Genomic DNA, 23,883 nt, shown 5'->3' with positions numbered 1-23,883 from the left:
AACGTAAGCGGGTTCCCGGCTCAGAGGCCGGGATGACGTCGGAGAATAGCTACTCCCACCCCCAAGCAGCCGGCGGCGCTTCCACTTCCTCGCTGGCGTCGAATTCCACGCGGAAGAAGCGGTCCTCGGGGGCTCCGCCTTCGACGGTGCGTTGGAGTTGGTAGGCGATCGTGGCGCCCTCCGATCCCGCGCTATCTGCCTCGAAGGTCCAGACATTGGTGACGCTGGCGGTCAAACCCTCGCGCTCAAACATCTCGATGCTGAAATCGTCGACGGGGAAGTCTTGGGCGCGGGGCGTGCCTTGGGTCCGTGTGTCGCCGCCATATTGGGTGACGGCGTCTTCCGAGCCATCTTTGTGGCGGTGGTCGTGTTTGAGGCCCAGGCCAACCGGTGTCGCTCCGCCGGTCTTTGGCGCGTTCATATGAGGGACGGACAGGCGCGTCACGACCCAGGTGCGTGAGCGGTCCCATTCGATCTCGCCATCTGCGCCCGCTTGTCCGACATGGAAGGGCATGGCGATTTGGGTCTCTGAGCATTCGGAGACATGGACGATCATCTGCGCGCCCGCAAAGTCGGTGTCCGCCGCGTCCTCGCTCACCATACGGCCCGCATAGGCCTTGCCGCAATGGCTCGACAGCGCCTCCCAGAAGAGGTCTTGGCTGTCAGGTTCCGGGAGAGTGGTGGGCTCAGCTTCGCAAGCGGCGAGGGTGAACAGGGCAGGGGCGAGGGCCAGAGCGGCGAGATTGCGTGTCATGCAGGGGAGCCTAACCGCAAAAGAAAGCGGTGTCGCGTACTGCTTGCAGAAGGTTCGCGCACGTGTATTATTCCGGCAATACACCTCGGGAGGTTCACCAATGCTCGCCGCACTCGCCCTCGCGCTGACCACTCCGGTTACCGCCGACACAACGCCGATCCCGACTCTAGAAGAGGCCACAACCCGCATCGCCGAGCGCGACGCGGCCATGTTCTACGCGGCTTTCGAAGGGTGCGATCCAGAGACCCTCCAAACCATGCTGGCCGAAGACTTCCGCATGCTCCACGATCTGGGCGGGGTGGTGGCGTCATCGCGCGAGGAGTTCATGGCGATGATCTCGCAGCAATGCGCCGCGCGCGAACCCGGCGGGGCGAATGAAAGCTATGCGAATCGCCGCCTACTGGTGCCCGGATCGGACCGCGTTACGCCTCTGGGAGAGTGGGGCGTGCTCCATCGCGGCTATCACACCTTCCTCGAATGGAGAGGTGAGGAGCTGGGTTGGGTACAGACCGGCGGGGCCTATTTTATCAATGTTTGGCAATGGGATGGAGCTCTCGGAGTGTTCCTGATGCAAGAGACAATCAGCGTCGATCACCGCGCGCAAAGACCCTATCCCTAAGCTTCTTTGGGGCAAGATAACCCGAAATTTACCTTCCTCCCTTACAATCTCGCGCTCCCGCAAACAGCCACTGGAGGAGCTCGCGCCATGTACTATTTCAGAATGATCGTCGGCGTCGTCATTTGCGCCATCGGTGGCTGGCAGCTGGCCGATGTGCTCGACGAAGGTCCAGGCGGAGGCAGCTCTGAGTCGAGTTCGTTCTTCTCATCCAGCGACTATGAATGGAGCGAGAAGTGCACCCGCATAGCCCGCAGCGCGATTGGCTCAGGCAGGGTCACTGAGACCAAGGTGAAGCGCGCGCGACTGCGTCTGCAACAGCAGGGCTGCAACCCCGATAAAGCCCCCGCCGACACGATCCCGATGGTTCAAGAGGCAACCTCTGATCACAAAGAGATCGCCAACGGCAATCGCCAGTCCAATGATTGGGGCGATAGCAATCGCAGTGCCGCTGTCGACGGGTGGGGTCAGTAACAGCGTCTTATTGCCCTCAAACGGGCGCGAATACGATCGCGATGAACACCATCAAAGGCAGCCCAATCAGCGCCGGATAAAACCAGCGCGACGGACGATTGCTGGGCAGATAAGCCCTCGGTTGATGCTTTGACTTTCGGATGCTCATCGTGCGCCAATGTGCGCGCAACCATTCGGCCTCTCAATTCCGTGCGCGCCCCTATGGGGATATGCGTGGAGCCTCGATCAGAACAACCAAGTGCGTGGGCGGCTCATCGGCTTGGCGCTGCTCGCCTTGGCGAGCGAGATCACGCAGCGGATCGTGAACCACAAGGCGATAATGCCCCACAAGACCATTATGCCAAAAACGGACACGATCGCGGCCATTGGTGGCTCTCCCCCCGTCCCGCTTTCAGCCTCTGCTATCATCGCGACAAAGCTGGCGAAAAAGATGACGGCAAACACGATATTGAACAACAGGCTAACCCAGAAGGTCGTGATGAGATAGGTGAAGTGGGTCTCTTCCCACTCCATCGCTGTGCCATCACTGCGCCAGACATAGGCGAGGATAAGCCCCACAATTGGGGAGAAGCCGGTCACGAACCCGCCCAGATAGAGCAATGAGATCACGAGCGGCCGGGCGAAGGAATTGCCAGCCGGGCGCGGGGGATGCGTCGGGCGGTCTCCTGGCATGCTCGGCGTTGGCTCAGCAATCTTCCGCGCGGGGGTGACATCTTGCGGGCTCGGCGTGTCGGACATTTTTGCGTGATGCTCCCTGTTTGGTTCGCCATGATAGGGCGGTTAGGGCGGAGGTAAAGTGGGTGGCAGCTTGGGGCTCAAGACGTGACACTCTCGATGTAAGCCTCGCGCCGTTTTCCTACACGACTGAGCGCGGGGTATCCTTGCAGCAATGAAGCACTTCTCCTCCTTCTTGGATTTCCCGCGCAAGGCGCACGTTCTCGCCACCGCGATCTACATCACAAAGCAGCTCATGCTATGTCAGCATAGGGTCAGCGAGGGGAGGTTTCTGCCCTTTGGACACTGTGCCAAGTGTGTCAGCATTGGGGTCTGAGAGAGACGACAATCGTCTGTTTGATCCACATCAATGCCGCTCTGTCCCGTGCTGCTTAGACCCAATGCATCCCGAAAGGGCTTGTTTGAAACCGCTATGGAGATGCTGATGTCCGCCCACACCCCCCACGAGCTTCACGAAGAGTTTCCAAAGGACGCTCACACAATTTCCTGGCTGAAGCGTTCCAATGGACATTTCTGCAAGCTTGCGGATCGCTATCATGCGCTCAACCGATCAATCCATCGGATCGAAGTTGAAGTTGAGCCGACCTCCGATGCCTATCTCACGCGGTTGCGGAAACAGCGACTTCACCTGCTCGATGAGATCGCGATGATGATCGAGGCAGCAGAAGGGGATGTCCTGACTGCGCAGGCTGACCAGCCAACGGGCACAGGCCTTCAAGACCTTTTCGCAAGGGTCGATTCCGCAGCAGCAATCGCTCAGGATGTAGGCAAGCGATTTGTTGCCAGCTAGCTGCGCACCAAGCCCTTTATGAGAATGGCGTCCCAGGCGAGTCGCCATTCTCACCAGCGCTGAAAAAGGAGATCAGAATAGCAGCGTCTCAGGATCGGGCATCGGCTCTTGCTTCTGCGCTTTGAGGAGGCTCATCACACTGCGCACCAGCACCCAGATGCCGACCGCGGGTAGGATGAGAATGCCGATCAGGACGATCGTCAGCACACCTCCAATAAGAAAGCCGAGAAGACCGAACCAGAAGGTGCGGATCAGATAGGTGAAGTGCGACGCGGCCCAGCTGTCCTGGTTCTCACCTTGCCACACATGGGCGAGCACGATGCCAATCAGACCGGAAAAGCCGGTGAAGTAGCTGCCCAGATAGAGCAGTGAGATGATCGTCGGCTGGTTCAGATCGAACCCGTTATTAGCGGGTGGATTGCTGTTTGAGTTGGAGGTTGCTGGTTCGTTCATTAAGGATCCCCTGTGCGTTTGGACACAACGTCAGTCTAGGCAAAGATATCGCGTCGGCAAGCCCCCCTCAGACCGGAGCCGATTACTCGCACCAATCGGCCGGTTCCGCGCCCCAACCGCTCTCAGCGGCCAGGCCAGAGTTGAGCATAACGTCGGCAAGATATTCGCGGCTGCCGTCTGGATTGACCCGGCGTGCAGAGCGCAGTTCACGGCCATATTGGTCGCGCGGGGGATCGACATCTCCATTCCATTCGAACACGCCTTGGCTAAGCCATTGGTGGAGACGCTCTTTGGCAGTGGCAGCCAGCAGGCTTTCCGCTTCGCAAGCTCCGTCCAGTTCGGGTGCGTCAAAGCCAGTAAAGCGGATGCGGCGGCGCTCATTGCCGAAGCCGATGACCAGCGTGTCGCCGTCGACGACGCAACCTGCTGCCCTCGGCCCACCTGCGCCACAGATAGCGAAGTCGTCCGCGACTGGCACCCACCCTTGCTCCATCGCAATCGGGCGAAACCCGAACCACCAAGCCGCCATGACGATCAACGCGAGCACTGGAACGCGCCAGAGCACCCACCAGTCCAGCAGGCGCTTGCGCCCAACCGATCGCTTGGGCCGTTTGAAGCGGGCGCGTGATTTCCAACGGGAGCGGGACATGACAGCCGCGGTGTTAGCAGCCGCCCGGCAGGCTCGCCAAGCCATCGCAGCAGCCTATCCGCCGGGACCAGACAGCAAAAGGCCGCGCGAAGAGCTTCTCTCCCGCGCGGCCTTTGGTGTTCGATCCAGATGGGATCAGACGTTGTCGGTTTCTTCAAGCGAGCCGAACGTACCGTCAGGACGCTCAATCGTCAGGCAGGTGCCTTCGTCAACATAGGTCCAGGCATTGCCCTGGTAGTCGATCACGCTGGTGCCTGCGCAGCTTGTGCCGGGGCCTGCAGCGCAATCATTCTCTGTTGCCAGCGACACGCCGTAGCACTTTTCCTTGGCGCCGCCGCCAGCGGCTGCAAGCGCTTCCGCTTCGGTACCGCCTCCGCTGGTGTCAGCGCCGCCCGAACAAGCTGCGGCGAGGCCAGCGGCTGCGGCGAGTGCGAAAGAGCCTTTGATGCGAGTAGTATTCATGGTCGTTCCTCCAGTCCAAAATTCCCAACAGCGAAGCAGTGTTGCGCGCTGTTATCGACCAATTCGCAGTCAATCAGAGTTTGGTTACAGCGCCAAGCGCAAATTGGCAGAAACAGGATGAAACGTGCACACGCTTTGCACATGAGCACGAAGCGGCTAAGCGGCTTCAGAACTTCTGCGCAGTGGGCCAAAGCCAAATCATGAACGTGACATCCTCTTCCCCCGATCCGCAGGTACTCGACCTGTCCAAGGCTGAAGTGCTGATCGAGGCTCTGCCCTATTTCCAGCGCTATGCCGGGCGCACCTTTGTGGTGAAATATGGGGGCCATGCCATGGGCAATCCGCAAGCCGCACGCGACTTTGCCGAGGATATCGTGCTTCTCAAGGCAGTCGGGATTAACCCGGTCGTCGTGCATGGCGGGGGACCGCAGATCGGAGAGATGCTGTCGCGTCTTGGCGTGGAAAGCACCTTTGTTGACGGTCTGCGTGTGACGGATGAGGCCACTGCGAAGATAGCGGAGATGGTCCTGTCAGGCGCGATCAACAAGGAACTGGTCAGCTGGCTCGCCAATGCGGGGGGTAAGGCGCTGGGTCTGTCGGGCAAGGATGGCGGCTTGGTCAAAGCGCGCAAGGTTTCTCGAACCACGCGCGATCCTGAAAGCCTGATCGAGAAAGCGGTCGACTTGGGCTTTGTCGGAGAGCCTGCCCACGTCGATACATCCGTGATCGACACCGCAGTTCAGGCAGGCATGATCCCGGTCATCGCGCCAATTGCTCCGGGAGAAGACGGCGCGACCTACAATATCAACGCTGACACGATGGCGGGCGCGATTGCGGCAGCCCTTGGCGCGGCGCGGCTGTTCCTGCTGACCGATGTGCCGGGCGTGCTGGACGGCGAGGGCAAGCTCCTCACCGACCTTTCGCCCGCTGACATTGCCAAGCTTAAGGATGAGGGCGTCATCAAAGGCGGCATGGTGCCGAAACTCGAAACCTGCGTCACCGCAGTCGAATCTGGCTGTGAGGCGGCGGTTGTCCTTGATGGGAGAGTTGCCCATGCCATGCTGCTCGAATTCTTCACTGCACGCGGCGCTGGAACGCTCGTCAAAGCATGACTTTCGCACGAGCACTGGAAATAGGCGTGTTACTCAGCTAATACGCATGACCAAAGGGACGTAACCCGGCGCGCATGACCCAATTCCCGCAGCGCCAAGCAAAGGTAACCGAAGCTCAAATGCAAGCACTTGTGTCACTTATCGATATTATCGGCCTGTTGGTGAACGTCTTTGTGATGCTGGTGATTATCCAGTTTGTCATTGGACTGCTGTTCGCGTTCAACGTCGTCAACACCTCCAACCAGTTCCTTGCGCAGGTCTACGAGTCAATCAATCGCCTGCTGGAACCAGTTCTGCGTCCCGTGCGCAATATCCTGCCGCAGACGGGGGCGCTTGATCTGTCACCTTTGGTCGTGATTATCGGCGCGCAAATCCTCATGATTGTCCTCGACGGGGTGGTCAAATCGCTATGACCGCGACTGTCATTGATGGCAAAGCCTTCGCTGCTGGCTTACGCGAGCGAGTGGGAGCGCACGCACTGGAATTCACGCAGAGCTCTGGACGCAAAGCGGGGCTCGCCGTGGTCCTAGTTGGCGATGATCCGGCGAGCCAGGTCTATGTCGGCTCCAAGGGCAAAGCGACGCTCGCTGCCAATATGGAAAGCTTTGAGCATCGCCTGCCTGCTGACACCTCGGCCGAAGACCTGTTGGCGACCGTTGAGCAATTGAACGCGGATGAGGCGGTCGACGGCATCCTTGTCCAACTGCCTCTGCCCGACCATCTCGACGAACAACAGGTCATCGCCGCGATCAGTCCGGATAAGGATGTCGACGGCTTCCACATTATCAACGCAGGGCGCCTCAGCGTCGGGCAATCGGGCTTTGTCCCATGCACGCCGCTAGGCTGCATGATGTTGCTGACAGACAAATTGGGCGATCTCTCCGGGCTGGAAGCTGTGGTGATCGGTCGTTCCAACATTGTAGGTAAGCCAATGGCGCAGCTGCTGCTGGACGCCAACGCTACCGTCACGATCGCGCACAGCCGGACGAGCGATCTGAAATCGGTTGTTAAGCGTGCGGACATCGTCGTTGCGGCAGTCGGTCGTCCTCAGATGATCGGCAAGGACTGGCTCAAAGATGGCGCGACTGTGATTGATGTGGGCATCAATAGACTGCCGCCCGAACCCGGCAAGACCAAAGGCAAACTGGTCGGCGATGTTGCGTTTGACGAGGCGAGCGAAGTCGCCGGAGCCATTACGCCCGTGCCCGGAGGCGTCGGCCCCATGACCATCGCAGTGCTGCTGCGCAACACTCTGGTCGCGGCCTACCGCAATGCTGGGCTTTCGGTGCCGGAGGGCCTGTGAAGACAGCTCCTGCCTTTCTCACCGCGCTTGTTGCATGCGCAGCTCTGTCGGCCTGTGCGGCCCCTCAACGTGGTCCATCCAACTCCGTCATCCAGCGGGTCCTGACTGGAGCGCCTGGTGCCGCCCAACCCTCCTCCATCGTTGCAACCGAGATCGCCTATGCGCGCGCGGCCAAGGAGGAAGGGCAGGTCACCGCTGGTCTCGAATATGCAGCTCCCGGAGCGATCCTGCATGGACGCAATGGTCCGGTGCCCTACGCAGCTTTTGCGTCTCAGCTCGAAAATCCGGAAACTCCGATCCAATGGGGGCCACGCATTGTGGTCCAGAGCTGCGATGGCAGTTTAGCGCTCAGCAAGGGGCGCTTTGTTGATGGAGATGGCCTGGTTGGCAATTATGTCACCACCTGGGTGCGGCAGAGCGATGGCAGTTTCAAATGGAGCTACGACGTCGCAGGCTATGACGACCCGCAGCCTCCGCCCCGCGCTGATTTCGAGGATGGCGATATCGTCGTCACCGCGATTGATCTGGTCGAGGGCCTGATCGCCACCTGCGCCCCTGAAGGCCAGTCGATCCCCGCTCCGCCTGCCATCCCCATAGGCGAAGAGGGCCGCGCCGATGCCCAGCTGTCGCGCGATGGAACTTTGCGTTGGCGATGGGAGCATCGCGACGACGGCACCAAATATGTGGCGGCGGAGTATTTCTATCTTGGCCAGTGGATCACCGCGATTGAAGAGAACCTGACTTCGCCAGCGCGCTAGCAGGCCACTTGCCATTTGCGGCAAAAGCTGTTGAGGGGCGACTTTAGCAACCACTTCCTGAGCCTAAATGCTGCCCGAACTCTTCATCACTGCCTTTGCGACCTTGTTCGTCGTGATCGACCCTCCTGGTTGCGCACCGATCTATGCCGGTCTGACCAAGGATGCGACCCCGCGACAGGCGCGCATTATGGGGCTGCGCGCAACAATCATCGCAGCGATCATCCTGACGATCTTCGCCTTCTTCGGCGAGAGCCTGCTGGGCGCGCTGCACATCTCGCTCGACAGTTTCCGCATTGCTGGCGGGCTGATGCTTTTCTGGATCGCTTTCGAAATGGTCTTTGAAAAGCGGACCCAGCGCCGAACGGAGCGGGCAGACAAGGTCAACGCCAATCCCGAGATCGAGGATGTTTCGGTCTTCCCTATGGCTATGCCAATGCTCGCAGGGCCGGGCGCGATTGCAGCGATCATGCTTTTGATGAACGAAGCGGACACTGCGGCTGAAACGATTGAGGTCTTTGCAGCCCTCGGCGTGGTGCTGCTGCTGACTGCCGGCGCTTTGGTCGCCGCCGGGCCACTCATCCGACTGCTTGGTGACAAGGTTGAGGCCGTCATCACCCGTCTGCTCGGCGTGCTGCTGGCGGCGCTCGCGACGCAGTATGTAGTTGATGGGATCAGTGGCAGCTTCGGGCTGTCTTGACGGCAGCGGCTCGGCGTTACTGGCCGGTTCATCCACTGTCCCTATGCGTCATGATGGGAGGCTGAGATGATCGGAACCTTGCGCATATGGGCTGTCGCCATTGCTGTGGCCTTTATCGGTACTTCTGCCTTCGCGCAGCCTCTACCAGACCTTACCGTCCCTGATCTCGAAGAACAGATCCGCGCCGGCGATTTCGGCAAGATCCGCGCTGTTGCGGTCATGCAGAATGGCGAAGTCGTCTACCGCGAGCGCTTTGGCGAGGGCGCTATGGGCGATCCCGTCGACATCAAATCGGCGGGCAAGAGCATCACGGCATTGGCCGTTGCGGCAGCAATCGCAGATGGCGACCTATCCGGCCCGGAGCTGCGCGTCTGGCCCTATCTCAGCGCATCGCGGGGCGAGCCGTGGGACTCGATCACCGTCGGCGACTTGCTCAACATGTCCAGCGCACTCGACTGCAACGATTGGGTGCGGCGCTCTCCAGGCCAAGAAGAGCGCATGTATCGCCGCCGCGACTGGCGCGAGTTTGCGCTGGCGCTACCGGCCCGTGAGTTCGAACGCGATGCTCGCGGGCTCGGCCCCTTTTCCTACTGCACAGCCGGAGTCTTCCTGCTTGGCCAAGTGGTCGAAAAGGCGGTGGGAGAGCGTTTCGACCTCTATGTCCAGCGTCGGCTGTTCAATCCGCTCGGCATTGATGAGGTTGAGTGGCGCACATCGCGCAAGGGGGAGATTCAATCAGGCGGGCAGTTGACGATTTCGGATGAGGCGCTGCTGAGAATTGGGCAGATGATTCTTGAGGGCGGCGAATGGGACGGGCAACAGATCCTTCCCAAAGATCAGCTTGGCGCGCTCATTACGCAAACCCACAAGTTGGGCGATCATGTTTACTATGGAAACCTCTTTTGGTTTTCTGCGATCCGGTCCGTGCAAGGGTTTGAGGGCGCTTTGATGATGAAGGGCAATGGTGGCAACATCGTCGCAATAGTTCCCACGATGCGCGCAGTGCTGGTGGTCCAAACTGAGAATTACAACCGCTCCGAAGCAGAGCGTAACTCCTTCATCATCTTGACGACACTGTTGAGAAGCCTGCCCGTTCCGCCCCTTCAGGAAGAAGCCGGCATCGCTCCCTAGAGTTGCGCCTTTATTGCAACGTCGTGATCTCTTCGCTGGGATCGCCGCGGCCAAAGAACTGCATTAGCTGCACCAGCAATTCGCAGCGGTCGGAGAGCGTGTTCGCCTCAAGCAGCGCCTGTTTTGACGCAGGATCAAAGGGTGCAATCTGCGATACGCCGTTGATGAGTGACTGGTCATCAAGCCGCTCGACCGAATCCCAGTCCACGCTGTAGCCTTGGCTGTCAGCGAACAGCCGGGCCTCGCGCTCGAACCCGCCGCGCTGGGCATGGCTCAACACTTCCTCGTCATCATCGTCGAGCAATTCGGCTTCGATCTGGCGGAAGGCAGTGGTGACGTCGAGCTCACGCACCATGCGGAAGCGCGTAACCCCTTCTAGGATGAGGTTATAGCGCCCATCCTCCATCGCCTCGATCTCGCCAATTTGGCCGAGGCAACCGACTGAATAGAGCGGTGCGCCCTCAACCGAGCGTTGGGGCTGGATCATGGCTATCTGCCGGTGCCGCACCAACGCATCGCCCACCAGCGCACGGTAGCGCGGCTCGAAGATGTGCAGTGGTAATTGCAGACCTGGGAACAGGATCGCACCGGGCAGAGGGAATATGGAGAGGCGTTTGGGGGCGGTCATTGTCGGGGCGCTCACTCCTATCCGAACAGGATCTTGGACAGACGGCGGCGGGTGGTAACGACCCATTCGTCCTCAAGGCCAGTGGCTTCGAAAATCTGGAGCAGCTTGGCGCGCGCAGCGCCTTCGTTCCATTCCCGGTCCGCCTCAATCATGGCGAGCAAAGTGTCCGACGCTTCATCGCGCGCGCCAGCGGCAAAGGCGGCTTCGGCAAAAGCAAGCTGCGCTTCCATGTCGTCGGGCGCGGCTTTTGCAGCGTCGCGAAGCCCGGCCAGTTCACCATCATCTACCTGTGTACCAGCCAGCTCAATCGCGCTCTTGGCCTGAGCCATCACAGGATCAGCAGCGAGTTGCGGATTGGCATCGATCGAGGCCATGACTTGGCGGGCTTCGTCAACCTGATCGAGCGCAACAAGCGCTCGGACGAGGCCAGCATGGGCGGCGGCATTGTCGTTTGCAAACTCTGTCACTTGCGCAAAGATTCCGGCAGCACGCTGGGCGTCGCCTTCTGTGAGGGCTTGCTCACCCATTGCTACAAACTGCGCAATCTCTTCTGGTGAGGGGCCCTGCGGCGCACCATCGCCCGCGCTTTCCGACAACGGCAATTTAGCGAGCAGCTGGTCGAGCATTTGTTTCAACTGGCTCTCTGTTCGAGCACTGGTCAGGTCAGCGACTGGCTGGCCTTGAAACATGGCATAGACGGTCGGGATCGACTGGACCTGGAACTGACCAGCGATGAACTTCTCTTCATCGACGTTGATCTTGGCCAGTACGACGCCCTTGTCGGCATATTCGCCGCAAACCTTCTCCAGCACTGGGGTAAGAGCCTTGCACGGCCCACACCACTCGGCCCAGAAGTCAAGGATCACAAGCTTTGTCTTGGATGGCTCGACGACGTCCTTTTGGAAACGTTCGACCGCTTTTTGCTCTTCAATGTTGAGACCCATAGAGGCCAAGGCACTGCTCCTGTTGTCTGATGCGCTGAATTTGCGTCAGCATTACTTCGCCCGTCAATGTGGGGGCTTTTGGCGCGTTGTGAACCTTGCAAAGGCTGCTGGCTAGCCATGGAGTGCGGGATCGCAGCAAATTGCGGGGCCAGCTTGGCGATTTTTCTCGCATTTTACGCTTGCAGCCTATTCGAAGCTGCGTTAATTGCCCCGCCTCCCCGGCAGAGATGTGAGATTTTCTCTTCTCTGTGTGGCGTCAGTGAGCGGGCGTAGCTCAGGGGTAGAGCACAACCTTGCCAAGGTTGGGGTCGGGCGTTCGAATCGCCTCGCCCGCTCCATTTTCTTCCATGTCGTGAGCGGTGGAACGCAAGCTGGCTTGCGCTTTCCATTTCGCGCGCTAGATAGATGATATAATATAACATCCCGCAATAGCGGGAGCCCAACAGGAATTCCTGTCACATGATCCCAACCGCTTCCCGCCTTGCGCTTGTAACTGCGCTTTCCTTTTCGGTTTTCGCCAATCCTGCCGTTGCGGGGACGACCTCCGAAACGGGCGTTGAGGCCGCCGAAGCGGATCGCCGGGCTGTGCTCAGCGGCAATCCGCAGGCTCAGACCACGATTGTCGTGTCGGCTGAGGGGTTAGAAGAGCTGGATTTTATCGCAGGGCAGGATGTCATCACGCTGGAAGCTATTCAGCGTGATCTTGCTGGGCAGATCGGCGATCTGCTGGCGAAGGTGCCCGGTGTCTCTTCGACCGGCTTCGCTCCCGGAGCCTCCCGCCCGATCCTGCGCGGGCTTGATGGGGAGCGTGTGCGGGTGCTTGTCGACGGGCTGGGTACAGCAGATGTTGGTAACACGTCGGCTGACCACGCGACCACGATTGACCCTCTATCGGTTGAACGAATCGAAGTGCTGCGTGGGCCAACCTCGCTGCTCTATGGCAGCCAGGCAATCGGCGGCGTGGTCAATGTCATCGACCGCCGCATTCCAGTGATCGCCCCTGAGGGTGGTGTGCAAGTCGATGCGCTTACCGCTTTCGACACTGCAAGCAACCTGCGCAGCGGCGGCGTCTCGCTCGATGCGGCGCTGGGCGCGATCTTTGTGCTCCACCTGGATGGCTCCTTTCGTGAAACAGATGACCTTGAAATTCCTGGCTTCCAGCTGACCGACGCGTTGCGCGCTGATCTCCTTGCCGATGCGGCCGAGGAGGAGGCGGAAGGCGAACTGGAAGAGGCCGATGAGCTGCGCGAAGCAGCCGAGCAATCCGGCATCCTCCCCAACTCGGCGACTGAAACCTACAGCTTCAACGGCGGTATTGGCGTGATCCTTGGTGAGTCGCGTTTCGGAGCTTCCGTTGGCTACTATGACACCACATACGGGCTTGTAGGAAACCCAGAAGGCGGTCACCACCACGGTGAGGAAGGCGAAGGCGGTGAGGAAGCAGAGGACGAGGGCGAAGAGACCGTCTCCATCGGCCTTGAACAATGGCGCTTCGATGTCCGCGGCGATATCGCCATCGGAGGAGGCTTCCTCGACCGGGTGCTGATACGCGCAGGCTATTCCGACTACACCCACACCGAGTTCGAAGGCGCCGAGATCGGCACCGTATACAACACTGAGACCTTCGAAGCGCGCCTCGAGCTGCTCCAGACCGGCGGCGGCGTCATCGGCGCGCAGTTCACCGCCCGCGACTTCCAGGCGATCGGCGAAGAGGCCTTCGTGCCGCCCAACGAGACCACGCAATTCGCCGTCTTCACCGTGCAGGAGTTCGACCTCGGCGCGGTCCAGATTGAAGCCGCCGGACGTTATGAACGGGTCGAAGTCGAAGCGGAGAGCCGCGCTCTCGAGCGTGACTTCGATCTTCTGTCCGGCGCGCTCTCACTGGTCCTTCCGGCAGGCGAGAACGCCCGTGCCGGCGTCACCCTGTCCCGCTCCCAGCGCGCCCCTGCCGGCGAAGAGCTGTTCGCCAATGGTCCGCATATCGCCACACAGGCCTTCGACATCGGCGACCCTGATCTTGGCATCGAGAGCGCCTGGGGCTTTGAGGCCTTCGTTCGCGGCGACGTCGAGGACATCTCATTCGGAGCCTCGGTCTACTACCAGAGCTTTGACGACTTCATCTACCTCACCCCAACCGGAGAGGAAGAGGACGAGCTGCCGGTCTTCGTCTTCCTTCAGCAGGATGCCCGCTTTTTCGGTTTCGAAGCCGATCTCGCTTTGCCGGTCGTCGAGACCGACGCCTACACAATCACCGCCGATCTGCGCGCATCCTATGTCGATGCAACCCTCGCCGATGACACCGCCGTCCCTCGCATCCCGCCGCTGAGCTTGCTTGGCGCGTTGGAGGCCGAGGTGGACGCCTTCACCGTGCGTGGCGAGGTCCAGTGGTTCGACGGCCAAGACGAGGTTGCCGAGTTCGAATCCGCGACCGACGGCTTCACCTTTGTGAACCTCTACGCATCCTGGCGTCCTATTCCGGACAACGAGAACGTGGTGGTCCAACTCGCCGGCGAAAACCTGTTCGATCAAACAGGTCGCCGCCATGCGAGCTTCACCAAGGATTTTGTACCCCTCGCCGGTCGCAATATCCGCGCCAGCGTTCGGCTGAGCTTCTAGGCTCCGCTCAATTCTCCAGCGCGAAGGTCAGGTCGGCATGCTCTTGCAGCCGGTCGACCAACGCCTCACCCAGGAATGAACCCGGAGTGCCCACTCCGCCTTCCGCATCGGAGCTAAGCAGCGCCATGCCGGTCTCGCTCAGCATCCGGCTGGTCGAGCCATAGCCCGGATCAAACTTGCCTTTGACGCCGTAGTGGAGCGCATCCCCACCATTGGGGTTATCTGCCACGAATAGGACGTCATAAAAGCCGTTTTCGCGTTCTTCCTTGCTTGGCCCTTCGCCGGGCTTGGGAGGCTTCGCGCCGAACGGATTGCGCATCATTTCAGCGGCGGCTTCCGCCATTTGCTTGCCCGCTTCGCCGGGGCTGGTGAGCATCATCTCATCATACTGGAAGTCCTCGCCATAGGGATGGCCGAGCAGGAAGTTGGTGCGGTGCACGTTCTTCGTGTTGATCGGCGCCATAACGAAAGGCGCAGCCCATTTGCCAAGGTCACTCTCGAACTGCGGAATCATACCAGTCGGCTGGCTTGGACCGTCAAAGCCCGGTGCCAGCGAGAAGGGATTGCGTAGAACGTTGATGATCGACGGGTTCTTGGCAGCGGCTTTCATGGTTGCGCCAAGGCTGGCCGCAGTCCCGCCCGAGAACGTTCCTTTCATTGCGCGCACGCGCCCACGAATCTTGGGTGAGGGCTTGCCGAAGCGTTCCTCCGCTGCCTTCTGCGTCATCAGCACGCCGAGGTCGAAGGGGATCGAATCGAACCCGCTGGAAAAGCAGATGCGCGCGCCGCTCGCCCTGGCGGCTTCGTGATGCTGCGCGATCTTCTCGGCCATCCAGGCAGGCTCTCCGCACAGATCGGCATAATCGGTGCCGGTCTTTACGCAGGCTGCGACCAGAGCATCGCCATAGAGCTGATAGGGGCCAACCGTTGTGAGCACGACCTTTGTCCGCGCGCACATGGCTTCGAGGTCCGCCGCGTCGTCCGCGTTGGCGACCACCAGCGGTGTGTCGGCAGGCGCACCAATTTCGTCACGCACGGCCTCGAGCTTTTCCTGAGAGCGGCCCGCCATCGCCCATTTGGGGGCCCCATCCGAATGAGCGCCGGAAGAGCCGTAATGATTGCTCAGATACTCCGCGACTAGACGGCCTGTGTAGCCGGTGGCGCCATAGACGATGATGTCGAATTCGGATTCAGCCATGTGTGTTCTCCTTTGCGGCTGCAATGGGAGTTTGAAGGGCCAGAGTCAAAGGGGAGAGCGGCTGCGTTTGACACACTTGACACACAGTCTTGGAGTCAAAAACGCCCCTCACCCTTATCGAGCAGGCAAGTACACAGGTCACAGTGTTACGTTCGGTCTGCGGAGTGTCACTTTTGCTGTGAAAAGTGTCACCTAAAAGTACGGGAAGTGTGACCCGGATTGGCTTTCTGAGGAGAGATGCAAGGGCGCGCATAGCTTGGCATTAAGCCAGATTTCCTCGGAGTAGGAAAACGCTTACCCGGCGCGCTGGATCACATTTTGGCCATACCCTTGAGTGCCAGATCCACCAGCTCTTGTGCGCGGGTCCAGACCATCTCTTTCCAGTCGTCGAACTCAGGATAAAAGGCGTCGCGGATGACGCGTTTGATCTCTTGACCCTGCGTGCTGGCAACGTCTCCCTTGTGGTAGAGCCAGTTGTCCGCGCGGATTGAGTTCAGCACGGTGTCGATGTCGCGTGTGCCGTACTCGGCGGCGATAAAGCCGACCTTGGTGTTGGGAAGTGTGCGGCTGATGCCGGTGTGGTTGACCCCATCCAGCGAGGCCGAGGTGGAGGTGCCGGCTTCGGGATCGGTGACTTGGTCGCCGTACCAACTGCGGGCCAAAGCTTTCTCTTCAGGAGTGCCTGACCCGATCAGCTCGCCATAGCCATAGGGGCCAAGGCCGGTGTGGAAGTCGATCACGCCCAGCACGTCCGCATCGGCACAATAGTCGCGCAGCATTTGGCCCAGCATCTGGTTCGACCAGCTTGGCCCTTGGCCGCCGTAAAAGACGCCGTCAGGATGGTGATATTGCCCGCTCGAAATAGCTGCCTGGAACGCGGCCTGTCCGTGCGTCTCGCGATAGGCGGCGAGGGCAGCGTTGGCGGCCTCCATCGCCGGGCCACCCCAGTCAGCCGGCAGGACGTGGCTTGCAATCTCGCCATAGGCGCTGTTTGGCAGCTCTATATTCCCCCAGTCGAGGAAGTTGCGGTTGAGGTCGATATTGTCCTCATTGACGCGCCGGTCATGGGCAAAGCCATAAGGGTTCAATGCGTGTAGCATGATGACGGCGGTCTCTTCGGGCAAGTCGGTGAAATAGCCTTGGCTCAGGAACCCCACTTGCGGGCCTGAGCCGCAATATCCCTCGACCCCGTGCGTGGCGCTCACCAACAGCAGCGCCTTTTTGGGGTTCTTCGCGCCGATGTAGATGATGTCGGAGGTTAGGTCCTCACCGCCCGGACCTTTGGCGTTCGGATTGAGACGGGTGTCCACCTCCAACCCGCGCGCGGCTGCAGCTTCGCGGAATTTGGTGCGCGCTTCGAAATAATCCTTCGAAAAGCAGGGGATGATGCTGTCTGACATGTGTACCTCTCTCAATTCGGGAGAGGTGATAGCCGCGCTGCTAAAGCCTGGGAAGCGTAACCCCGCGCTGGCCCATATATTTGCCCGCGCGATCCTTGTAGCTGGTCTCGCAGCGTTCGTTGCCCTTCAGGAACAGGAATTGGCACGCGCCTTCATTGGCGTAGATTTTGGCGGGCAGCGGAGTGGTGTTTGAAAACTCCAGCGTCACATGACCCTCCCAACCCGGCTCAAGCGGCGTGACATTCACGATGATCCCGCAGCGCGCATAGGTGCTCTTGCCCAGACAAATGACCAGCACGTCTTCCGGCACGCGGAAATACTCGACCGTGCGGGCGAGCGCGAAGGAATTGGGCGGAATGATGCAGACATCGGTTTCCCGGTCGACGAAGTTTTTCGGGTCAAACTCCTTGGGATCGACGGTGGAGCTGTCGACGTTGGTGAAGATCTTGAACTCCGGCGCCACGCGCGCGTCATAGCCGTAAGAGCTAAGGCCATAAGAGATCACCCCTTCGCGGCGCTGTGCCTCCACGAAGGGTTCGATCATGCCTTTTTCGGTCGCTTGAGTGCGGATCCATTTGTCGGAGAGAATCGCCATGCCTTCAGTGATTCCCGATGCGCGAGGGCAGGGCAAGCAGGCTTGCGGATTTATCCGGCACTCATCGCAGCAAATGACCGGACCGTTCAGCCTGTGTTGGGGACGGCGGATTGTAATAGCGCGGCTCTGCAACTAACTTGCAAGGCGCTTCGAAATGGTGCGATGCAAGTTTGGGATGAGAGAAGCGCAATGACCATGCAACTTGCGGTTCGCGGCCTCAGCCTCCGCTTTGGCGCTGACCTTGTGCTGGACAATGTCAGCTTTGCTTTAGAGCCGGGTGAGAAAGCCCTCCTGCTAGGCCCATCAGGGTCAGGCAAGTCGAGCCTCCTCAACATTATTTGCGGTCTGCAATCCTGCGATGCGGGAGAGGTCGCCTTGGGCGAACGGCATATTGCCAAGGCGGGTGCTTCGATTGACGCTGACCGCGTGCGGCGCGCGCATATGGGGATCGTTTTCCAGACATTGCGGCTGGTCTCGGCCTTAAGTGTGCAGCGCAATCTGCTGCTCGCGCAGAAGCTGGCGGGTCGCGGCACCGATGCAGTCAAAGTTGAGGCAATGCTGGAGCGGCTGGGTATTGCGGACAAGGCCCATGCCCGCCCATTTGAGCTCAGCCAAGGCGAGGCGCAGCGCGCGGCGATTGCGCGGGCGCTGGTGGCCTCCCCCGACATCGTGATCGCCGATGAACCGACCTCCGCGCTCGACCATGCCAATGCGGATGCGGTTGCTCAGCTGCTGATTGAGACGGCGCGCGAGGCAGGGGCAAGCTTGTTGATTGCAACCCATGATGACCGGCTGAGCCCCTATTTTGAGCGTCGCTTAGTGCTTGAAAATGGGCGCGTGAGCGAGACTGCGGTTCCAGCATGATCGACTTGGCTCTCGCCTACCTGCGCGACCGGCCGCTTACCACGGCTCTTAACGTGTTGCTGCTTGCCATATCTGTCGCAATGCTGGTGCTGCTCTTGCAGTTCAGCCATCAGGCGAGCGAGCGTTTGAGCCGCGATGCGGATGGCGTGGATCTGGTGGTGGGCTCTAAGGGTTCGCCGATGCAGCTGATCCTCTCCAGCGTCTTTCACGTGGATGAGCCGACGGGCAATATTCCGCTCTCCAGCCTCGATTTGCTGAGGAATGACCCCGCGGTCGAGCGCGCCGTGCCGCTCGCGCTGGGCGACAATTTCCGTGGGTTTAGGATCGTGGGCACGGATGCAAGCTTTTCCGAACTCTATGGGTTGGAGGTCGCGGATGGAGCCACTTTCGATAGCGAGATGCAAGCGGTGCTGGGCGCGGACGTTGCGCGGGCAACCGGCGCACAGCTCGGCCAGCAATTTGTCGGCAGCCACGGATTTGGCATGGACGAAGATGGCGACCACACCCACGAAAACGCGCCGTTCGAAACCGTCGGCATACTGGCGCCCAGCGGCACGGTCGCCGATCGGCTGATCCTTGTTTCCTATGAGAGCGTCTGGGACGTCCACGGCATCGCGCATGATCACGATCATGACCATTTTGAAGGCCACTCCGAAGAGGGTCATCGCGACGACCATGAACACGACCAAAACCATGGGGGTCACGACCATGCGGATGAAAGCGAATTCTCAAAACTCCAGTCGGCCAGTCGCGAGCTGGAACCCGAGCTCACCGCGCTGCTCGTCACCTATCGCAACGCATCCGGAGCCGTGCGCCTCCCGGCGATGATCAACCGCCAGACGCAGCTGCAGGCCGCTGTTCCCGCCACGGAAACCGCGCGGCTGCTGGAACTGCTGGGCGCAAGTTTTGAGGGTGCACGCGTCTTTGCATGGCTGCTCGCCGCGACCGGCGGCCTCGCGATATTTGTCGCGCTTCTCAATATGGCGCGTGCGAGGGAAGGCGATCTTGCGCTCCTGCGGGTCATGGGCGCGAGCAAGCTTCAGACGTTCGGCACGCTCATCCTCGAAGGAGTCATTACCGCCGCACTAGGAGCGATTTGCGGATGGGTCGGGGCGCATGTCCTCATCGCGCTCGCGCGGGCCAATTTTGCGACGCTTTCCGACCTCGGGCTGGTTGCATGGTCCCCTGTGGCAGGCGAGGCGATGTTGATGCTGGCCGTATTGGGCATTGGCGCACTTGCCGCTCTGATCCCGGCCTTAAGGGTCTATCGGATCGACCCGGCCCGCATTTTGGCGCGGAGTGTGTCATGAACACGGCAATCGGCCTTCTTTGGCGCATCGGTGTCATCGCACTGGTCGTGCTTGGCGGGCTCTATCTCTATGGCGAATACGGTCCCAGCCCTGCGCGCGATGATGATGCAGTCGAAGTGGCGCTCGCCGACCTCGCCGCGTCCAATGCGAACACAAACCTGCCGATCGACCCCAAGACAGGCATGGTGCTTGAGGATATCTGGAAGCCAGCTCCCACGCCGCCGGGCGGGATTTCGTGGGAGTTGCTGGAGCGGACGGAAGAAAACAAGCGCGAGGATGCAGACGGCTTCATCGTCTCGACCCCGATATTCCCGGAAGAAGTGCAAGCGCTGGAAGGCAAGCGAATCACGGTCGCGGGATGGATGACGCCCTTGGACGCCGGAGCGACACAAAACCGCTTTCTGCTGATGGGCTATCCGCCGGGCTGCCCGTTCCATTTCCACGCCGCGCCGATGCAGTTCATCGAAGTGGTCGCTGCAACCCCGTTCCCCACCGACCCGCGCAATTCGATGGTAGTGAGCGGCGTTTTGGAACTGACCGGACAGGATGAAAGCGGGATCTTCTACAAGCTCACCGCGTCGCGTCCCGGTTAGAGTCAGCGGATTCGCGTTGCGCCCAATTGCGGGTTCAAATCGGTGATGTGATTGAGCCACTTTTTGGGGCGGCGCAGCATGTTGTCGGGATATTCCACGGTCAGGCCAAGCAACTCAGCCATCCGTCCGACAAAGTGGATGCAATTGCGTTCATCGAGGCTGTAGCGCTTACCCGGTTCATCCGCCCATCGCCGTACTTCGCGCACGATGGTGCGATATTGCTCATCCGTGAGCGTGATTGAGAAATGCCGGTTTGTGGAGCGGACGTATTTCTCCTCTTCCGCCTCCACCAAGTGCTCGGCCCAGTCGCGCGTCGCCGCAGCGCTGACCGAGCGTGCGGTGAAGCCGTAATTTTCATTCACCCTTGCGCCCGTCTCCTCAAGCGTCCCATCGAGCACGATGAAAGTGTGCGGATAGCGCCCACCAAACAAAGACCCGTTGAACGAGTGGAAGTGGATCTGCACCTCAGCCATTGCCGCGCCGCTCCACATGAGGGCGATAACGGTTAGGCAGTGGGTGACGATACGAGAGAGGAACTTGGTCATGTTGCTCGGCGATTTATGCGCGAAATGCTGGCTCGCGCAAGATGCGAGTGGGTCCAGTTGCGCCTGATCGTCGCTCGCGGGCGTCAAATACTCGCCAGCAGGCTAGCATTACCGCCCGCTGCGGTCGTATCGACGCAGGTCACACGCTCGGTCGCAAATCGCGCGAGGTAATGGGGGCCGCCAGCCTTGGGCCCGGTGCCTGATAGGCCTTCTCCGCCAAAGGGTTGACTCTCAACGATCGCACCAATCTGGTTGCGATTGACGTAGAAGTTCCCGACCTTCGCGCGGGCTTGAACAAAACGCTGGGTCGCCGCAATCCGGCTGTGGAGACCCAGAGTAAGCCCATATCCGGTCGCGTTAATGTCATCGACGACTTTGGCGAGGTCCTCCGCCGCATAGCGCACGACGTGCAACACCGGCCCAAAATTTTCCCGCTTCAGGTCTAAGATGGAGCCGATCTCCATGATTGTGGGTGCAACGAAGCACCCCTTCTCGGTGAACTCGGCCAATTCACGCCGCCAGATGACGTGACCCGAGGCTTCGCGTCGCGCGACATGGCGTTCGAGCGCGGCTTGCGCATCGGGGTCTATCACCGGGCCAACGTCTGTTGCGAGGTCGGCGGGATCGCCGATTGTCAGCGCGTCGAAGCCGCCGCGGATCATCTCCAGCATCTCGTCCGCGACATCCTCCTGAACATAAAGCACGCGCAAGGCGGAGCAGCGTTGCCCTGCGCTTTGAAACGCGCTTGCGAGGACATCGCGCACGACCTGCTCTGGCAGGGCGGAGGAATCGACGATCATCGCGTTTTGACCGCCAGTCTCTGCGATCAACGTCGCAATTGGCCCTTCGCGCGCGGCGAGAGTGCGGTTGATCGCTTGGGCCGTTTCGGTCGAGCCGGTAAAGGCGACGCCTGCGAGGCGCGGGTCAGAGGTGAGCATTTGACCCACATCGCCTGCTCCCGGCATCAACTGCAAGGCCTCGGCAGGAATACCCGCTTCGTGGCACAGCTTGACCGCCAGCGCGGCGATAAGCGGGGTCTGCTCAGCCGGTTTGGCGATGACGGCATTGCCTGCAGCCAACCCTGCCGCCGCCATCCCGATGAAGATCGCGAGCGGGAAGTTCCACGGAGAGATCGTCACAAACACGCCGCGTCCGTGCATGGTCAGCGAATTGTCCTCTCCTGTGGGGCCGGGCAGAGGCAACGGCTCGCTAAACTGGCGCCGCGCTTCGCTGGCATAATAGCGCAGGAAATCGACCGCCTCGCGCAGTTCGGCAACGCCATCGAGCAGCGTTTTGCCCGCCTCGCGCTGGCACAGGCTGAGGAACTCCTCCGTGTGCGCTTCGAACAGGTCGGCCGCTTCTTCGAGCAGCAGCGCGCGTTTCTCGCCCCCCAAAGCGTCCCAGCCCGGCTGGATCTGAACCGCGCGAGCAAAGGCGGCGTCTACCTCCTCCTGCGTTGCATCACGGCGGGTGCCGACTTCGACGCTGAGGTCATGAGGCATGGTGATCGGCGCGATCTCGCCCGATTCTTGCGCCGGGAATGTCGGTGCGGCGTGCCATTGCAGATTGGCGAGTTCAGTGAGGCGGGTTTGCAGTGGCTCCAGCACCATCGGATCGGAAAGGTCGACGCCTGCCGAGTTCAGCCGCTCTCCCAAAATGTCGCAAGGCAGAGGGATCGCCGGATTGCGGCGTTCCTCCAACGCCTCCAGCTCCGCCACCGGATCACCGACCAGATCTTCGGCAGCCACATCGGCATCGCCCATCCGGTTCACAAAGCTGGTGTTCGCGCCGTTCTCCAGCAAGCGGCGCACGAGATAGGCGAGCAGTTCTTTGTGTCCGCCAACCGGCGCGTAAATGCGCACCGGGGTGGGGCTATTGCCCTCCAGCTTGTGGAGCGCGTCATAGACTTCTTCACCCATGCCGTGGAGGCGTTGGAATTCGAAAGCTCGACCCGCCGCCAGCTCTTTGACCACCGCGACGGTGTAGGCGTTGTGAGTCGCGAAAGCTGGGCGGATCACGTCATCGTGTTCGAATAGCCGCGCGGCGCAGGCAAGGTAGGAGACATCGGTTGCGATTTTGCGGGTGAAGACGGGGTAATCGTCAAAGCCGCCCACTTGAGAAAGCTTGATCTCGCTGTCCCAATAGGCCCCTTTGACAAGCCGCACGAACAGCTTTCGCCCATGACGCCGCGCCAGTTTGGCGACCCAATCGCAAAGCGGCACGCCGCGTTTCTGGTAAGCTTGCAGCGCCATGCCAAAGCCGTCCCAGCGCGATCCATCTGCCCGGGTGAAAAGCTCATCATCGCTCACCAGCATCTCGATTATGTCGAGGCTTAGCTCCAGCCGCTCGGCTTCCTCGGCGTCGATCGTGAAGTGGATGTCCGCATCGCGCGCCTTCACCGCCAGCGCCTTCACAATCGGAACGATTTCCGCGCGGGCCTTGTCGGCGTGGAGGTAGTCATATTTGGGGTGGAGGGCGGAGAGCTTCACCGAAATACCAGGAGCGGGACCAACGCCGCCAGCCTCTCCCAGTTTCGCCGCTTCCTTGGCAAGCCGCTCAATCGCGCCATCATAGGCGCGGCGATATTTCTCCGCATCGGCAAAGGTCATCGCTGCCTCGCCCAGCATGTCGAAGGAGTGGGTGAGGTCGCGCGCGCGCTCCGGCTTGGCGCGCTTCAAGGCCTCATCAATCGTGCGTCCGAAGACGAACTGCCCGCCAAGAATGCGCATCGCCTGCAATGTCGCTTTGCGGATCACCGGCTCACCCAGCCGGTTCATCGTCTGCTTAAGAGTGCGGCCCATGCCCTTTTGATGCGCCTCGGGTTGTTCGAGCACCTCGCCTGTGAGCATAAGCGAGAAGGTCGCCGCGTTCACAAAGGTGGAGGAGCTTTCGCCCAGATGCTCGCCCCAATCGACCTCGCCAATCTTATCGCGGATCAGCGCGTCGGCGGTCTTGTCATCGGGCACGCGCAGAAGGGCCTCAGCAAGACACATCAGCGCGATGCCTTCTTCTGTGTCGAGCCCATATTGCTGCAAGAAAGCATCAATGCCGCTGGCCTTTTGCGAGCGCGCGCCCTTGATCAGAGCCACCGCCGTCGTCGCCGCTTTGCCGGCAACCTTGCGCGCGGGGGCTGCCTGTTCGAGCCTCTCGGCCACGCAGGCCTCTTCCTCAGCGCGGTAAGCGCGCCGCAGCGCCGAACGGTCAAGGCCCACAGCAGGCACATCCATCATGTTCACGACTCGCACAATTCCTTTTG

At 60.5% G+C, this 23,883-nt stretch carries 25 protein-coding genes and 1 tRNA gene; 14 read left to right on the top strand and 12 right to left on the bottom strand.

What is annotated here, in order from left to right; genetic code table 11:
• Positions 1–49: 49 nt before the first annotated feature.
• On the bottom strand, positions 50–754 hold the full coding sequence (locus tag AC0V6X_RS12065) for a hypothetical protein (protein ID WP_486184789.1): 705 nt from the start codon (positions 752–754) through the stop codon (positions 50–52).
• A gap of 100 nt (positions 755–854) precedes the next feature.
• Here AC0V6X_RS12065 and AC0V6X_RS12060 point away from each other — a divergent pair, with 100 nt between their 5' ends.
• Together AC0V6X_RS12060 and AC0V6X_RS12055 are read left to right on the top strand one after the other, a co-directional pair.
• Entirely contained in the window at positions 855–1,373 is a 519-nt protein-coding gene (locus AC0V6X_RS12060; RefSeq protein WP_486184788.1) for a nuclear transport factor 2 family protein, read from the top strand.
• Between the two features lie 87 nt (positions 1,374–1,460).
• Positions 1,461–1,844: a hypothetical protein gene (locus AC0V6X_RS12055; protein ID WP_486184787.1), complete on the top strand. Its 384-nt coding sequence runs from the start codon at positions 1,461–1,463 to the stop codon at positions 1,842–1,844.
• A 225-nt stretch (positions 1,845–2,069) separates the two neighbouring features.
• On the opposite strand, the gene AC0V6X_RS12050 is transcribed toward AC0V6X_RS12055, so the two are convergent.
• Entirely contained in the window at positions 2,070–2,582 is a 513-nt protein-coding gene (locus AC0V6X_RS12050; RefSeq protein ID WP_486184786.1) for a DUF4870 family protein, read from the bottom strand.
• Between the two features lie 421 nt (positions 2,583–3,003).
• Here AC0V6X_RS12050 and AC0V6X_RS12045 point away from each other — a divergent pair, with 421 nt between their 5' ends.
• Positions 3,004–3,369: an HP1242/YdcH family protein gene (locus AC0V6X_RS12045; protein WP_486184785.1), complete on the top strand. Its 366-nt coding sequence runs from the start codon at positions 3,004–3,006 to the stop codon at positions 3,367–3,369.
• A 72-nt stretch (positions 3,370–3,441) separates the two neighbouring features.
• Here AC0V6X_RS12045 and AC0V6X_RS12040 read toward each other — a convergent pair whose 3' ends face one another.
• From AC0V6X_RS12040 to AC0V6X_RS12030, 3 genes are all read right to left on the bottom strand, one after another.
• Positions 3,442–3,822: a DUF4870 family protein gene (locus tag AC0V6X_RS12040; protein WP_486184784.1), complete on the bottom strand. Its 381-nt coding sequence runs from the start codon at positions 3,820–3,822 to the stop codon at positions 3,442–3,444.
• An 82-nt stretch (positions 3,823–3,904) separates the two neighbouring features.
• Positions 3,905–4,471 carry a thermonuclease family protein gene (locus tag AC0V6X_RS12035; RefSeq protein ID WP_486184783.1) on the bottom strand — a complete coding sequence of 189 codons (567 nt, stop codon included), beginning with the start codon at positions 4,469–4,471 and terminating at the stop codon, positions 3,905–3,907.
• 135 nt (positions 4,472–4,606) lie between these two features.
• The gene (locus AC0V6X_RS12030; protein WP_486184782.1) at positions 4,607–4,933 is read right to left on the bottom strand and encodes a BufA1 family periplasmic bufferin-type metallophore; all 327 of its coding nucleotides are present in this window, start codon (positions 4,931–4,933) and stop codon (positions 4,607–4,609) included.
• Positions 4,934–5,133: 200 nt separating this feature from the next.
• On the opposite strand from AC0V6X_RS12030, the gene argB reads away from it, so the two are divergent.
• The 6 genes from argB to AC0V6X_RS12000 all read left to right on the top strand — a co-directional run bounded on the left by argB (position 5,134) and on the right by AC0V6X_RS12000 (position 9,934).
• Positions 5,134–6,045 (top strand): acetylglutamate kinase, encoded by a 912-nt coding sequence (gene argB, locus AC0V6X_RS12025; RefSeq protein WP_486184781.1) that lies wholly within the window; start codon positions 5,134–5,136, stop codon positions 6,043–6,045.
• A gap of 131 nt (positions 6,046–6,176) precedes the next feature.
• Complete coding sequence (locus AC0V6X_RS12020; RefSeq protein ID WP_486184780.1) at positions 6,177–6,458, top strand: YggT family protein; 282 nt, start codon at positions 6,177–6,179, stop codon at positions 6,456–6,458.
• Complete coding sequence (gene folD / locus AC0V6X_RS12015; protein ID WP_486184779.1) at positions 6,455–7,348, top strand: bifunctional methylenetetrahydrofolate dehydrogenase/methenyltetrahydrofolate cyclohydrolase FolD; 894 nt, start codon at positions 6,455–6,457, stop codon at positions 7,346–7,348. Before AC0V6X_RS12020 ends, folD begins: the two co-directional genes overlap by 4 nt.
• On the top strand, positions 7,345–8,106 hold the full coding sequence (locus AC0V6X_RS12010) for a hypothetical protein (RefSeq protein WP_486184778.1): 762 nt from the start codon (positions 7,345–7,347) through the stop codon (positions 8,104–8,106). The genes folD and AC0V6X_RS12010 overlap by 4 nt, the downstream gene beginning before the upstream one ends.
• 67 nt (positions 8,107–8,173) lie before the next feature.
• Positions 8,174–8,803 (top strand): MarC family protein, encoded by a 630-nt coding sequence (locus AC0V6X_RS12005; RefSeq protein ID WP_486184777.1) that lies wholly within the window; start codon positions 8,174–8,176, stop codon positions 8,801–8,803.
• 66 nt (positions 8,804–8,869) lie between these two features.
• Positions 8,870–9,934 (top strand): serine hydrolase domain-containing protein, encoded by a 1,065-nt coding sequence (locus AC0V6X_RS12000; protein ID WP_486184776.1) that lies wholly within the window; start codon positions 8,870–8,872, stop codon positions 9,932–9,934.
• Between the two features lie 10 nt (positions 9,935–9,944).
• Here AC0V6X_RS12000 and AC0V6X_RS11995 read toward each other — a convergent pair whose 3' ends face one another.
• Together AC0V6X_RS11995 and AC0V6X_RS11990 are read right to left on the bottom strand one after the other, a co-directional pair.
• The gene (locus tag AC0V6X_RS11995; protein ID WP_486184775.1) at positions 9,945–10,562 is read right to left on the bottom strand and encodes an LON peptidase substrate-binding domain-containing protein; all 618 of its coding nucleotides are present in this window, start codon (positions 10,560–10,562) and stop codon (positions 9,945–9,947) included.
• Positions 10,563–10,579: 17 nt separating this feature from the next.
• Positions 10,580–11,506, bottom strand: a complete 927-nt coding sequence (locus tag AC0V6X_RS11990; protein ID WP_486185579.1) for a tetratricopeptide repeat protein — start codon at positions 11,504–11,506, stop codon at positions 10,580–10,582.
• A gap of 263 nt (positions 11,507–11,769) precedes the next feature.
• Here AC0V6X_RS11990 and AC0V6X_RS11985 point away from each other — a divergent pair.
• A tRNA-Gly gene (locus AC0V6X_RS11985) sits at positions 11,770–11,844 on the top strand.
• Positions 11,845–11,965: 121 nt separating this feature from the next.
• The gene (locus AC0V6X_RS11980; RefSeq protein ID WP_486184774.1) at positions 11,966–14,122 is read left to right on the top strand and encodes a TonB-dependent receptor; all 2,157 of its coding nucleotides are present in this window, start codon (positions 11,966–11,968) and stop codon (positions 14,120–14,122) included.
• A gap of 7 nt (positions 14,123–14,129) precedes the next feature.
• Here the strand turns inward: AC0V6X_RS11980 and AC0V6X_RS11975 are convergent, their stop codons facing one another.
• From AC0V6X_RS11975 to dcd, 3 genes are all read right to left on the bottom strand, one after another.
• Positions 14,130–15,320, bottom strand: a complete 1,191-nt coding sequence (locus AC0V6X_RS11975; RefSeq protein ID WP_486184773.1) for a saccharopine dehydrogenase family protein — start codon at positions 15,318–15,320, stop codon at positions 14,130–14,132.
• Between the two features lie 311 nt (positions 15,321–15,631).
• A complete protein-coding gene (locus tag AC0V6X_RS11970) occupies positions 15,632–16,720 on the bottom strand; it encodes a M14 family metallopeptidase (RefSeq protein ID WP_486184772.1) in 1,089 nt (362 codons plus the stop codon).
• A 40-nt stretch (positions 16,721–16,760) separates the two neighbouring features.
• Positions 16,761–17,315 carry a dCTP deaminase gene (gene dcd, locus AC0V6X_RS11965; RefSeq protein WP_486184771.1) on the bottom strand — a complete coding sequence of 185 codons (555 nt, stop codon included), beginning with the start codon at positions 17,313–17,315 and terminating at the stop codon, positions 16,761–16,763.
• Positions 17,316–17,504: 189 nt separating this feature from the next.
• Here dcd and AC0V6X_RS11960 point away from each other — a divergent pair, with 189 nt between their 5' ends.
• The 3 genes from AC0V6X_RS11960 to AC0V6X_RS11950 are packed head-to-tail and all read left to right on the top strand — an operon-like array spanning position 17,505 to position 20,082.
• Complete coding sequence (locus AC0V6X_RS11960; RefSeq protein ID WP_486184770.1) at positions 17,505–18,179, top strand: ABC transporter ATP-binding protein; 675 nt, start codon at positions 17,505–17,507, stop codon at positions 18,177–18,179.
• Positions 18,176–19,489, top strand: a complete 1,314-nt coding sequence (locus AC0V6X_RS11955) for an ABC transporter permease (RefSeq protein ID WP_486184769.1) — start codon at positions 18,176–18,178, stop codon at positions 19,487–19,489. The genes AC0V6X_RS11960 and AC0V6X_RS11955 overlap by 4 nt, the downstream gene beginning before the upstream one ends.
• Positions 19,486–20,082: a DUF3299 domain-containing protein gene (locus AC0V6X_RS11950; protein ID WP_486184768.1), complete on the top strand. Its 597-nt coding sequence runs from the start codon at positions 19,486–19,488 to the stop codon at positions 20,080–20,082. Before AC0V6X_RS11955 ends, AC0V6X_RS11950 begins: the two co-directional genes overlap by 4 nt.
• Positions 20,083–20,084: 2 nt before the next feature.
• On the opposite strand, the gene AC0V6X_RS11945 is transcribed toward AC0V6X_RS11950, so the two are convergent.
• Both AC0V6X_RS11945 and putA read right to left on the bottom strand, forming a co-directional pair.
• Entirely contained in the window at positions 20,085–20,627 is a 543-nt protein-coding gene (locus tag AC0V6X_RS11945) for a hypothetical protein (protein ID WP_486184767.1), read from the bottom strand.
• An 83-nt stretch (positions 20,628–20,710) separates the two neighbouring features.
• Entirely contained in the window at positions 20,711–23,857 is a 3,147-nt protein-coding gene (putA, locus tag AC0V6X_RS11940; RefSeq protein ID WP_486185578.1) for a bifunctional proline dehydrogenase/L-glutamate gamma-semialdehyde dehydrogenase PutA, read from the bottom strand.
• Positions 23,858–23,883 lie beyond the last annotated feature (26 nt).

The organism is Erythrobacter sp. S267 (assembly GCF_057365045.1).
This window is presented reverse-complemented; position numbering and strand designations above follow the sequence as displayed.